The sequence below is a fragment of the Puerhibacterium sp. TATVAM-FAB25 genome, from assembly GCF_046535855.1.
GTDB lineage: Bacteria > Actinomycetota > Actinomycetes > Actinomycetales > Cellulomonadaceae > Puerhibacterium > Puerhibacterium variabilis_A.
This window is the reverse complement of the sequence record NZ_JAXUAK010000011.1, coordinates 1-12,351: the sequence shown is the minus strand read 5'-3', so window position 1 is coordinate 12,351 and position 12,351 is coordinate 1. Positions and strand designations below refer to the sequence as shown.

Sequence of the window (12,351 nt, the reverse complement as noted above, 5' to 3'; positions counted from 1 at the left end):
CGGTCCGGCAGCCCCGGCGTCCGCACGCGCTGACAGCCGCCACGGTCGCTCGTAGCGTGGAGGCATGGCCACCAGCGAGCGACCGGCCGACCGACCCGCCGACCGACCGGCCGACCGACCCGCCGACCGACCGGGCCACCGGCCGGGCTCCGGCGAGCCCGAGGACGAGCCCGTCCAGCGGCGCGACCCGCTGCTGGGCGCCGCCCGCTACCGCGTGGAGCGGGAGCTCGAGCGCGAGCGCGCCGAGCGGGCGGCCGCCGGGGAGGACGCCGGCGCGGAGTCGACGCCGCCGGTGCGCCGGGTCCGCGCCGACGAGCGCGCCCGCTGGGTGGACACCGTGGTGGACCAGGCGATCCGCCGCGGCGAGTTCGACGACCTGCCGCTGGCCGGCAAGCCGATCCCCGGGCTCAAGGGCTCCTACGACCCCGACTGGTGGCTCAAGGGGCTGGTGGAGCGCGAGCAGATCACCGGCGTGCTGCCCGCGGCGCAGCTGCGCGAGGAGCACCGCCGCATGGACGAGACGCTCGACCGTGAGTTCTCGGAGGAGGGCGTGCGCCGCGTCGTCGAGGACTTCAACGCCCGCGTGATCGACGCCCGCCGCCAGCTCACGGGCGGCCCGCCCGTGGTGACGCCGGTGCGCGACGTCGACGAGGAGGTGCGCCGGTGGCGCGGGCGCCGCCGCGCGACGGGGCTGCCCGTGCCGCCGTCCGCCGCCGAGCGCGCCGCCGCGGCGGAGGCCGAGGGGCGGCGGGCGGGAGCGGACGGCCGCGGGCAGCGCGAGCGCGCGCGCCGCCGCTGGTGGCGCCGGGCCTGACGACCGGCGGGCCGCCGCGGCACGCCCGGTGCCGGGGCCCTACGGTGTGGCGGCATGACCGACGCCGCTCCCCCGCCGACCGCCGCCGACGTCGTCGACCGCCTGCTGGCCGCCACCGGCGTGCCCGCCCGGCCCACGACCGTGGACGGCATCCTCGACGGCGACCCGGCGACGCCGGTCGCCCGGGCCGCGGTGACCACGATGGCCACCCTCGACGTGCTGCGCCGCGCCGTCGACGCCGGCGCCCGGCTCGTGATCACCCACGAGCCGCTCTACTTCGACCACGCCGACGGCGCCCGGGACGCGCTCGAGGCGGAGCGCGACCCGGTCTGGGCGGCCAAGCGCGCGTTCGTCGCCGAGCACGGGCTCGTCGTCGCGCACCTGCACGACCGCTGGCACGACCGGCGTCCCGACGGCGTCGACGCGGCCACCGCCGACGCGCTCGGCTGGCGCCTGGACCCCGCGGCGGCGGCCGACGGCCTGGCGCTCGCCACGGTGGGGGCGACGACGCTCGGGGAGCTCGCCCGTCACGTCGCCGAGCGCCTCGGGGCCACCGCGCTGCGGTTCCTCGGCGACCCGGACGCCGTCGTCCGCCGCGTCGGCCTCGACCTCGGGTTCCGCGGCGCGGCCCGCAACCGTGCCCTGCTGCGCCGCCCGGACGTCGACGTCGCCGTCGTGGGCGAGTGCCACGAGTGGGAGACGGGCGAGTACGCGGCCGACGCCGTCGCGGCGGGCGTGGCGGCCGGGCTCGTCGTGGTGGGGCACGTGCCCTCCGAGCAGGCCGCGAGCGCCGCCGTCGCCGCGCTGCTGCGCGAGGCCGTGCCGGGGCTCGCCGTGGACGTCCTGGCGACCCCGGACCTGTTCCGCGCCGTGTGAGCCACTCCCACCAGCGGTGACGAAGCGCTGCGAGCGCCGACGGGCCGCCCTAGCGTCGTGACGTCGCCCCCTCGGGGCGCGAGGGGCTCGAGCCGCGTACCGGGCCCACGACCAGGGGAGGTGCAGCAGCATGAGCGTCAACGCTCCGGACGAGCGGAGGTCCAAGCCGCCGTTCCACCGGGCCTACTCGTTCGGCCTCGTCACAGGGGCGCTGTTCCTGTTCGCGTGGGCGGGCCAGTTCGTGTTCCAGGCGATCACCGTGGCGAACGACGCCGCAGAGCACGGCTCGGCGTTCTCCTGGTCGGAGTTCTTCCCGCAGTTCCTTTCCTCGACCTTCGAGAACTGGCAGTCGGAGTTCCTCCAGCTCGTCTGGCAGGCCGCGGGCCTGGCTCTCTTCTACTTCTGGGGGTCCTCGCAGTCCCGCGAGGGCGAGGAGCGCACCGAGGCCAAGCTCGACGCGCTGCTGCGGGAGCGCGGCATCGACCCCACCGGCTTCGACTACCGCGAACGGCAGGAGACCTCGTGACGTCCTGGTACCGCCACGCCGTCGTCTACCAGGCCGACGTCCGGATGTTCCACGACTCGGACGGGGACGGCTGGGGCGACGTGCGGGGCCTGACCCGGCGTCTCGACTACCTGCGCGGGCTGGGCGCCACCGCCGTGTGGCTGCTGCCGTTCTACGCCTCGCCGTTCCGCGACGGCGGGTACGACGTCGCGGACCACCTCGCCGTCGACCCGCGGCTGGGCGACCTCGCCGACGTGGCCCGGATGCTCGAGGCGGCCGACGACCTGGGCCTGCACGTGCTGCTCGACCTCGTCTGCCAGCACACCTCCGACCAGCACCGCTGGTTCCAGGAGGCGCGCTCGAGCCGCAAGAGCCCCTACCGCGACTACTACGTCTGGTCCGACGAGCCGGTCGAGACCGGCGTCGAGCCGATGTTCCCGGACGTCGAGGACGGCGTGTGGACGTGGGACGAGGAGGCGCAGCAGTTCTACCGGCACTCGTTCTACTCGTTCGAGCCGGACCTGGCGCTGGACAACCCGCGGGTGCGCGACGAGCTGTGGCGGATCATGACGTTCTGGCTGCGCATGGGCGTCTCGGGGTTCCGGGTGGACGCCGTGCCGCACATGGTCGAGCGGGCCCGCGCGGCCGACCCGTCCGACGGCGGGCAGTGGCTGGTGCGCGAGATGCGCCAGGTGGCCGACCGGCACGGGCGGGACGCCGTGCTGCTGGGCGAGGTCGACGTCGAGCCGCAGGAGTACGCCGACTACTTCGGCACCCGCGACACGGGCGACGGCGACGGCATGACGATGCTGCTCGACTTCTACCTCAACAACCACCTGTTCCTGGCGCTGGCCCGCGACGACGCGCGGCCGCTGGTCGACGCCCTCCACCGGCACCCGCAGCCGCCGCGGCACGGCGCGTACGCGCAGTGGCTGCGCAACCACGACGAGCTCGACCTCGAGCAGCTCACCGACGTCGAGCGCGACGACGTGCTCAAGGCCTTCGCCCGCACGGAGCGGGAGCAGGCGTACGGCCGCGGCATCCGCCGCCGGCTGGCCCCGATGCTCGACGGCGACGTGCGGCGGATCGCGCTCGCGCACGCGGTGCTGTTCTCGCTGCCCGGGCCGCCCGTGCTGCGCTACGGCGACGAGATCGGGATGGGCGACGACCTCTCCCTGCCCGAGCGCGAGGCCGTGCGCACGCCCATGCAGTGGACCGACGGCCCCAACGCCGGGTTCTCGACCGCCCCGGCGGACCGGCTCGTGGCGCCGGTGATCAGCGAGGGGCCGTTCGGGCACCGGCGGGTCAACGCCTACGAGCAGATGGTGCAGCCCGACAGCCTGCTCACCAAGGTGGGGCAGATGATCCGGGCGCGTCTGGGGCTGCGGGAGACCGGCACCGTCACGCCCGAGCCCGTGGACGTACGGCTCGCCTCCGGCGGGTCGGCGCACCCGGTGCTGGCGCTGCGCTACGCGCACGAGGGCTCGTGGGTGCTCATGCTCGCCAACCTCGCCGACGAGGACCTCGAGGTGGCCCTCGGGGTCGACACCGCCGACGCTCCGTTCGTCGACGTGCTCGCGGACCAGCCGTACGGCCAGGTCGGCGGCGCGACGGCGACGGTCGACGGCCAGCGGCGCCCGGTCGCGCGCCTGGCCGCCCACGGCTACCGCTGGCTGCGCCCGCGCGACCGGCACGGGGTGTGCGAGGCCACGTGACCCTCGGCACCCGCACCTCGGCCGACCTGGGCCGACAGCCCGTCCCCAACCGGTTCCGAACACTGAGGAGGACACCATGACGGTGGAAACCATGCCGGCGTCGCCCGCGGCCCGCGCGACCCAGGAGCTCGAGGACAGCGCCGGGCTGGACCCGCTGGTCGGCGCGCTCCGCAAGGCCGCCGAGGCGGTGCTGCCGGGCGGGCGCCTGCTGCAGGAGATGCGCGGGCGGTCGCTCGGGCACGCCCTGCATCCGATCATGACCGACCTGCCGATCGGCGTGTGGGTCAGCGCGACGGTGCTCGACCTCACCGGGGCGCGCAAGCACGCCGACGCCGCGCGCAAGCTCGTCGGCGCGGGCGTGCTGCTGGTCGTGCCCACCGCGCTGACCGGCATGGCCGACTGGTCGGGCCTCAAGGACCAGAAGTCGAGCCGGCTCGGCGCCGTGCACGCCACGCTGAACGGTGTCGCCGGCTCGCTGTACGCGACGTCGTGGTTCCTGCGCCGCAAGGGCCGCACCGGGCTGGGCGTGCTCACGGCGCTGGCCGGCGGCGGCGTCCTGGCCGCCAGCGGGTACCTCGGCGGGCACCTGACGCTGGCCCGGCAGGAGCCCGGCCACAGCGGCGCGAGCGAGGTCAGCGGCCCCGGAGCCGCGAGCCCGAGCCAGGAGCTCTGAGCGGGGAGCCTGAGCCGGGAGCCTGCGCCGGGGGTACGGTCGGGCCGTGGGGATCGAGACGGCCGCGGGGGCGGCCGACGGCGCGGGCGGCGGCACGCCCGGCGGTGCCGCCGGCGCCTCCTCCGAGACCCCGGGGACGTGGGAGCCCGACGTGCTGCCCGGCTTCGAGCGGCTCACCCTCCCGCTGGCGCCCGACGACGAGGGCCCCGTGGTCGCGACCCTCGTGCGGCGTGCGCAGCGCACGCCCGCGACGGGCGGCGACGCCGGGCGCGCCGCGGGCGGGCACGCCGGCGCCGCCCCGGACCGCGGCGTCGACGTGCTCTACGTGCACGGCTGGATCGACTACTTCTTCCAGACCCACGTCGCCGACTTCTGGGAGCGGCTGGGCGTGCGGTTCTACGCCCTGGACCTGCGCAAGTACGGCCGCAGCCTGCAGCCGCACCAGACGCCCGGCTTCGTCACGAGCCTGCGCACCTACGACGAGGACCTCGAGGCGGCCCTGGCCGCCATGGGCCACGCGCCCGGCGCGGCCGACCGGCGCCGGCTCGTGCTCATGGGGCACTCCACCGGCGGGCTGACGCTGAGCCTGTGGGCCGGCCGGCACCCCGGCCGCGTCGACGGCCTGGTGCTCAACAGCCCGTGGCTGGAGTTCCAGACGCGCGAGGTCGGCCGCCGCGTGCTCGAGCCCGGCATCCGGGCGCAGGCCGCGGTGGCCCCGTACAGCCGGCTGGTGAACGTGGACCTCGGGTTCTACGCGCGGTCCATCTCCGCCCGCCTCGACGGCGAGTGGGACTACGACGCCGCGTGGCGGCCCGACCTGGGCTGGCGCGCGACGCCGGCGTGGCTCGCCGCCGTCTTCCGCGGTCACGAGCAGGTGGCGCGCGGCCTCGGCATCGACGTCCCGGTCCTCGTGCTGCTGTCCGCCCGCTCCACGATCGGGGTGCGGTGGCACCCGGACATGCTGACCAGCGACTCCGTGCTCGACGTCGTCGGCGTCGCCCGCCGCGTGCCCAGCCTCGGGTCGCTCGTCACGCTGGTGCGCCTCGACGGTGCGCTGCACGACGTCACGCTGTCCGCCGCGCCCGTGCGCGACGTCGTCTGGCGGGAGACGCAGCGATGGTTCGACGCCTACGTCGCGCCCGCCCCGGCGCCGCCCGCCGAGCCGCCGGCGTCCCCGGAGCGGGCGTTCCGCGAGCGCGTCGTGCGTCTGGCCCGGCTGGCGCGGCTCAGTGCAGCGCGCGCACCATCTCGAGCTCTCGGCCCGTCGACCCGATGAACGCGTTGCCGGACGGCACGAAGCCGGCCTTGCGGTAGGCCCCCTGGGCGCGGGCGTTGTCGGCGTGGACGTAGAGCCGCGCCCGCTCGACCTCGCGCTCGACGCCCCACGCCACGACGGCGTCGATCATCCGCTGGATCACGCCGCGGCCGCGGTGGTCGGGGTGCAGCCACACGCCCACCACGTGGACCTGGCGCACCTCGACGGGCTGGCCCTCGAAGTCCTCGGAGCCGGGCTGCTCGAGGATCCCCGTCGCCGAACCGACCCAGCGCCCCGGCAGCCCGGCCCCGTCCGTGCCCGTGCCCGCGACGGCGTCGGCGCCTGTGCGCCCGCCCGGGGGTACCTCGGCGACGTACTGCACCACCGTCTGGGCGGCGGCCGCGGCGGTGGTGCGGTTCTGCCAGTAGGTCTCGGGCTGCGAGGCGGCGTTCGCGTACGTGTCGAGGAAGGCCATGGGCGCGGCGGGATCGCGCAGCATCTCGAGGCGCACGTCCCGGACCTCCGCCCACTCCTCGGCGCGGACCCGGCGGACCACCGGGAGCACGCCGCCGGGGGCGGTCGCGGCCACCGAGCCGTCGGCGTCGAAGTCAGTCATACCGGCATCCTGCCTGGTCCGCGTCGGGTTCTCGGTCATCCGCCGGTCGTGCCGCCGGTCGTGCGGTGCGGCGGGGTCGGGAGCGTGCGGCGGGTCGCGCGGCGGGTCGTGCGGCGCGTCGGGCCGCGTGTCAGGCCGACCGGGCCGCGGCCCGCTCCAGCTCGGCGCGCACGAACTCCACCACGCCGTCGGCCCCGGCCTCGATCTCGGCGAGGCACAGTTCGAAGCCCTCCATGTCGCCGTACCAGGGGTCGTCGACGTCGAGCAGGTGCTCGCCCTCGCCCGGACGGACCTGCGGCGCGGCGGGGTCGAACGTGCGGTACATCCGGATCACCGGGCCGCCCTCGCCGTCGTGGTGCCCGTCGCCGAGCGGGCCGCGGCCGGACCGGTCCCCGTCGAACCCGGCGCGGGCGGCCAGCCGCCGCAGGGCTCGGGCGTGGTGGGCCGTCATGGGCAGCAGCAGGTCGCGGCCGGTGACCTCGGCCGCGGTCACCTGGTGCGCGCGGTGCCCGTCCCCGGTGTCGTAGCCGTGCTCGGCGAGCACGCGCCGGGCGCGCCGGTCCACCGGGTTGCCGTGCTCCTCGTCGCTCACGCCCGACGAGTCGACGACCACGCGGTCGCCGAGGCCCGCGGCCTCGAAGCGGTCGCGCAGCACGATCTCGGCGATCGGGGAGCGGCAGATGTTCCCGGTGCACACGGTCATCACGCGATAGACGTCGGAGCTCACGGCACCCATTGTCCCGCGCCGGCGTCACGCTGCCGCGTGCCGCCCTCCCGCGGGTGGTTCCGGAGTGGCGGCGATCCGGCGACCGTGCCGGTCGGTGAAAGCCCAGCTCCCGGGTCGGACCCCGTGACCGTCACGCCCGTGCTCCCAGCGCATCGTCACGCCCGTGGTGTCGACGACGGTGTGGTGGTGCCAGCAGAGCAGGGCCGCGTTGTCCGCGGACGTCGCGCCGCCGTCGGCCCAGTGCGTGACGGCGTGGTGGACCTCGCACCGTGCCGGCGGCTCGAGGCAGCCGGGCCAGGTGCAGTGCCGGTCGCGGGCGACGACGGCGCGCCGCAGCTGCCCGGTGACCGTCCGGCGCGCACGGCCGACGTCGAGCACCTGCGAGTCCGGGCCGAAGACGACGCGCGTGACCTCGGCGTCGCACGCGATCTTGGCGAGCAGCTCCCGCGGGACAGGCCCTGTGCCGTCGGTCCACGTGGGGTAGCCGGTTCCCGGGTCCGTGAGCGCCCGGGCGTCGATCCCGGGTCCCGTCACCGGTGGGCCGACGCCCCGGGACGCTCCTGGCGAGGACCGTGGCCGCAGCTCGCTGCGCAGCCCTCCCGTGGGCCGGGACACCTGGCGCCCGCCGCCGGACCCCGGGATACCGCCGCCTGGGGCGGTACGCCGGTCCGCCTCCGCCAGGAGGCGCTGCAGCTCCGTCCAGGAGACGTGCACCGTCACGTGCGGGCGCACCGATGCGCCCGGCGCGACGAGCCCGCCGTCGAGCGCGACCCGGGCGAGGTCCGCGAGCGCCTGCGCCCGCCGCTGCTGCGCGCTCCGCCGCTCGGCGGCGGGTGATGCGGTCTTCTCCGCGCCCGCTCCCCCACCTGACGTGCCGCCCGGACCGGTGCCGGCGCCGTCGGCGCCCACGCCTCCCCCGGCCCCAGGTGTCATCAACGCGTCGAGCGCCGTCCTGAGCTGCTGCCCGTGCTCCGTCGTGAGGAACCCGGCGACGTGGTAGCCGCCCCACGTGGGCGCCAGGTCGAGGAACTCGCGCTCGGTCGCGCGCCGGTAGCCCCGCTCGTCGACCTCGGGGTCGGCGACGTGCGCGAACCGGCGCAGCAGCCGCTGGAACGTGCCGATCGGCTGCCGGCCCGCGAACGACAGCAGGTACTCCTCGCCGGTGGGCGGCGCGGCTCGGCCGTCCGCGTCGGCCGCCGCTCTGGCGTCCCCCTCCCCCGGCGACTCGACGCCTGCGACGGGCACCTCGACCCCGGTGACCGGCGCCGCGAGCGCGGCCCGCCGCGCCTCGGACGTCGGCGCGACGTCGACCATCGCCGACAGCTCGTCGACCCCCACGCGCCCCGCCAGCGCCGCGCGCCGTCGCGGGCAGGTCGACGCGCAGCCGCGTCGCCGTGCGCACCTCCGCGTTCGCCCGCCGGCGGGTGATGCCGTCCCGGCGGGCCAGCCACGCGGCGAACGTCCGCGACCCGTCGAGCGCCCAGCGCCCGTCGTCCTCGAGGCGCGGCAGCATGCCCAGGCGGGCGGTGTCGATCCGCGTGGTCGCCGCCCGGACCCGCGACTCGGCGGCGGCGAGCTCCGGCACCGCGACGTCGGCGAGGCAGTCGTCGGCGACGAGGCCGGCGAGCACCTCGGCGGCCTGGTCGAGCAGCCGCACCGCGCGCTCGAGGCGGGCACCGGTGCCCACCCGCCGTCCCTCGACCGCCTCCGCCGACACACGATCACCCCCCTCGCGTCGCACCGTCCCGCCCACCGCCGGACGTCCCGCGCCGGAGCCCCGCGCTGCGCGGCCGCGCGCCCCTCCGACACCCCCGACGCTACGCGTCGCCACCGACAAAGACGCAGGTCAGAAGCGATATCTGTGGACAAGCGCGCACGTCCCCACGATCCACAGGAAGGGCCGCAGGCTCCCCCGGCGCGACCACGCCACGCCGACCGCGAGGGGCACCCGGCCCGGCCGCGACCGACACACCACGGCGCCGTCCGGAGCGCCGAACCCGCCGCCCCGTCCTACCGTGTGGCACATGGGACAGGCGAACGGCATCGTCGCCGTCACGGGGGCCTCCGGACGGCTGGGAGGACGGCTGGCCGTACGGCTCGCGGCCGAGGGCGCCCGCCAGCGCCTCGTGGTCCGCGACCCGGCCCGCGCGCCGCGGCTCGGCGGCGAGAACCTGCCGCGGAGCCAGGTCGTCGTCGCCGAGCGGTACGACGACCGCGCGGCCATGCGCCGCGCCTTCGAGGGCGTCCGCACGGTGTTCCTGGTCAGCGGCCGCGAGGAGCCGCGTCGCCTGGAGCAGCACCGCGTCGCCGTCGACGCCGCCGTGGTGGCCGGCGTCGAGCGCATCGTCTACACGTCGTTCGTCGGGGCCGCCGAGGACGCCGTCTTCACCTTCGCGCGCGACCACTGGCACACCGAGCAGTACATCCGCGCCTCCGGGCTGCGCTGGACGTTCCTGCGCGACAACGTCTACCACCACGCGCTCACCACCTGGGTGGGCCCCGACGACGTCATCCGCGGCCCCGCCGGCGACGGGCGCGTGGCGTCCGTGTCGCACGACGACGTCGCCGACGTCGCCACCGCCGTCCTGCTCGACGAGCGGCGGCGCGCCCACGACGGGCGCACCTACGAGCTCACCGGGCCGCAGTCCCTCACGCTGGACGAGGTCGCCGAGGCGCTGTCCCGCCTCGCGGGCCGGACCATCCGCTACGAGCCGGAGTCGCTGGAGGAGGCGTACGCCTCCCGCGCCGTCCACGCCGTCGACCCGGTGGACCTGGAGGGCTGGGTCACGTCCTACGCCGCGATCGCGGCGGGTGAGCTGGCGCACGTGTCCGACGACGTCGCGCACCTGGTGGGGAGGCCCGCGCGGGGGTTCGAGGCCTGGCTCGACGACTACCCCGACCAGTGGGCGCACCTGCTGCGTCGCTGACCCACCGACGACGTCCGTGGCCGGTCGCCGTCGACGACGTCGTCGACCCGGGGACGCGCCCACGGTCGCCGGCGCGCGCCGCCCCTCCTCCCTCGGCGAAATCCCTTGGCGGGTGCCGACGGGCGGGCGTACCGTCGTCGGCACGTAAGAAGGGAGGTGATCCGGAAGTTGAATACTCTTCGGACCTACGAGGTGGTCGCGCGCTGACCGTCGCGCGTCCTGACTGACGTCCGTGTCCCGCCTCCGCCGGAGGCCGGGCACGCCGGACGGGAAGCGAATTCATCGCGTCCACCGGAGCCCGCGGGTGCCGTGCCCTCGTCCAGCACGGCAGGAGGGAGACCTCCAGCCCGCGGGCTCTTCCGTGCCCGCGACGGCGCGCCGTCAGTGACCGTGGTGGCCGTCGTGGCCGTCGTCGCCCACGTCCCCCACGTCGCCCACGTCGCGCTCGTGGCCGGTGGCGGCGCCGCCCGACGGGGCGCGGGGCTCCTGGCCCGGCCCGACGACCACGAACTGGCCCATCAGTCCCTCGTCCTCGTGGCGCAGGAGGTGGCAGTGGTACATGTACGGCATCTCGGGGTCGGTGTAGTCCTCGAAGGTCATGATGAGCCGGTAGACCCGTCGCGGCTCGAGGTACACCGTGTCCTTGCGCCCCGCGAGCTCCGGGGGCGGCGGCTCGCCGTCGATGTCGAGGACGTGGAACTGCACGTCGTGGACGTGGAAGTTGTGCGGGAGCGCGTCGATGCCACGGACCTCCCAGATCTCGGTGGTGCCGACCTCGACGACCTCGTCGATGCGGTCCATCGCCATGCTGCGCCCGTTGATCTGCCGCACGGCCAGGGTGAGCTCGCGGGTCGTGTCCGCCTCGGCCGCGGCCGGCCGCTCGACCTGCGCGAGCGTCGCGGGCACCGGTGGCGACGGTCGCAGGGTGGCGGCCGCGCGCAGCTCGAGCACGTCGAAGGAGTCCGCGGCCCCGAAGGCGGCCGGCGCCGCGACGTCCCCGAGGTCCGGGCCGTAGGACCCGAGCACCGCCGTCTCCCCCGGCTCCATCGCGACGACGATCTCGGCCCGCTCCCCGGGGGACAGCCGTACCCGGGTGGTCTCGTGCGGGGCCGCCAGCAGCCCGCCGTCGGTACCGACGAGCTGGAACGGACGGCCGTCGTCGAAGGCGAACCCGTAGGTGCGGGCGGTGGAGCCGTTGAGCACCCGCAGCCGGGTCAGCTCGGCGGTGATCTCCTGGTAGGCGCCGACCGTGCCGTTGACCATGACGGTGGAGCCCAGCAGCCCCGGCTCGTTCCCGTCGTCGTCGAGGGTGAGCCGGCCGGAGTCGTCGATCTCCTTGTCCTGGACCACGACCGGCAGGTCGTCGACGCCGTACTCGGCGGGGAGCCCGGGGGCGGCGGCCGGGTCGTCCACGAGGAACATCCCCGCGAGGCCGTTGTAGACGTGCCGCTCGGTCTGCCCGTGAGGGTGCGGGTGGTACCAGAGCGTCGCGGCGGGCTGGTCGATCGTCCAGGCCGGGCGCCACGTCTCGCCCGGGTCGATCATCTGGTGCGGCCCGCCGTCCATCGCCGCCGGCAGGTGCATGCCGTGCCAGTGCACGGTGGTCGCCTCGCCGAGCTCGTTCGTCACCTCGACGGCGACGCGCTCGCCCCGCTGCGCCCGCAGGGTCGGCCCGAGGTAGTCCCCGTCGTAGCCCCACGTCGGGGTCTCGACGCCGTCGAGGAACTCGGTGGTGCCCTCCCGCGCCGTCAGCGTGAAGACGCGCGTGCCGTCGGCGTCCACGCGGGACTCGGCGAGCGGCGGGATGGCGAGCGGGGTGGTGAAGGGGACGTCGTCGACGCCGGTGGCGACGCCCGGCACCGACGGGCCGGCGGTGCATCCTGCGACGACGAGCGCGGCCGCTGCGGCCGCCGCGAGCCCGGCACGGGCGCGCCGGGCGTCGCCGGTGGTGACGCTGGTGGTGTCCCCGGTGGTGTCCCCGGTGGTGTCGCCGGTGGTGTCGCCGGTGGTGTCGCTGGTGGTGTCGCTGGTGGTGTCGCTGGTAGCCATGCCGCGACGCTAGGAAGGCGGGCCGCAGCCGGGCATCCGTCCCGAGGAGCGACCTGAGGTCGCACCGCGACGACACGCACGGTCGCCGGGCGGCGACGCACGCCCATGCGACGACGCCGGTCACGCCCCCGGGGTGATGAGGCCGGTCTCGTAGGCGAGGATGACCAGCCGGCTGCGGTCGCGCGCGCCGAGCT

11 protein-coding genes are annotated in these 12,351 nt (G+C 76.2%); 7 read left to right on the top strand and 4 right to left on the bottom strand.

From position 1 onward, the window contains the following. Positions 1-64: 64 nt before the first annotated feature. The 6 genes from U5M74_RS11150 (at position 65) to U5M74_RS11125 (ending at position 5,859) form a co-directional block, all read left to right on the top strand. Positions 65-814 (top strand): DUF1992 domain-containing protein, encoded by a 750-nt coding sequence (locus U5M74_RS11150; protein WP_410909023.1) that lies wholly within the window; start codon positions 65-67, stop codon positions 812-814. A gap of 54 nt (positions 815-868) precedes the next feature. After that, positions 869-1,690, top strand: coding sequence for a Nif3-like dinuclear metal center hexameric protein (locus U5M74_RS11145; protein ID WP_410909022.1), 822 nt, complete (start codon positions 869-871; stop codon positions 1,688-1,690). Positions 1,691-1,820: 130 nt separating this feature from the next. Continuing rightward, complete coding sequence (locus U5M74_RS11140; protein WP_410909021.1) at positions 1,821-2,216, top strand: DUF6766 family protein; 396 nt, start codon at positions 1,821-1,823, stop codon at positions 2,214-2,216. Beyond that, positions 2,213-3,910, top strand: a complete 1,698-nt coding sequence (locus U5M74_RS11135) for an alpha-amylase family protein (RefSeq protein WP_410909020.1) — start codon at positions 2,213-2,215, stop codon at positions 3,908-3,910. The genes U5M74_RS11140 and U5M74_RS11135 overlap by 4 nt, the downstream gene beginning before the upstream one ends. 76 nt (positions 3,911-3,986) lie before the next feature. Continuing rightward, the gene (locus U5M74_RS11130; RefSeq protein WP_410909019.1) at positions 3,987-4,583 is read left to right on the top strand and encodes a DUF2231 domain-containing protein; all 597 of its coding nucleotides are present in this window, start codon (positions 3,987-3,989) and stop codon (positions 4,581-4,583) included. Positions 4,584-4,734: 151 nt separating this feature from the next. Next, positions 4,735-5,859 carry an alpha/beta hydrolase gene (locus tag U5M74_RS11125; protein ID WP_410909111.1) on the top strand — a complete coding sequence of 375 codons (1,125 nt, stop codon included), beginning with the start codon at positions 4,735-4,737 and terminating at the stop codon, positions 5,857-5,859. Here U5M74_RS11125 and U5M74_RS11120 read toward each other — a convergent pair. From U5M74_RS11120 to U5M74_RS11110, 3 genes are all read right to left on the bottom strand, one after another. Next, on the bottom strand, positions 5,810-6,454 hold the full coding sequence (locus tag U5M74_RS11120; protein ID WP_410909018.1) for a GNAT family N-acetyltransferase: 645 nt from the start codon (positions 6,452-6,454) through the stop codon (positions 5,810-5,812). The two genes, U5M74_RS11125 and U5M74_RS11120, sit on opposite strands and share 50 nt — an antisense overlap. Positions 6,455-6,584: 130 nt before the next feature. Beyond that, positions 6,585-7,190 carry a low molecular weight protein-tyrosine-phosphatase gene (locus U5M74_RS11115; protein ID WP_410909017.1) on the bottom strand — a complete coding sequence of 202 codons (606 nt, stop codon included), beginning with the start codon at positions 7,188-7,190 and terminating at the stop codon, positions 6,585-6,587. Positions 7,191-7,205: 15 nt separating this feature from the next. Continuing rightward, positions 7,206-8,519 (bottom strand): DUF222 domain-containing protein, encoded by a 1,314-nt coding sequence (locus U5M74_RS11110; RefSeq protein ID WP_410909016.1) that lies wholly within the window; start codon positions 8,517-8,519, stop codon positions 7,206-7,208. Positions 8,520-9,205: 686 nt separating this feature from the next. On the opposite strand from U5M74_RS11110, the gene U5M74_RS11105 reads away from it, so the two are divergent. Beyond that, positions 9,206-10,108, top strand: a complete 903-nt coding sequence (locus tag U5M74_RS11105; protein WP_410909015.1) for an SDR family oxidoreductase — start codon at positions 9,206-9,208, stop codon at positions 10,106-10,108. A 381-nt stretch (positions 10,109-10,489) separates the two neighbouring features. On the opposite strand, the gene U5M74_RS11100 is transcribed toward U5M74_RS11105, so the two are convergent. Continuing rightward, complete coding sequence (locus tag U5M74_RS11100; protein ID WP_410909014.1) at positions 10,490-12,157, bottom strand: multicopper oxidase family protein; 1,668 nt, start codon at positions 12,155-12,157, stop codon at positions 10,490-10,492. Positions 12,158-12,351 lie beyond the last annotated feature (194 nt).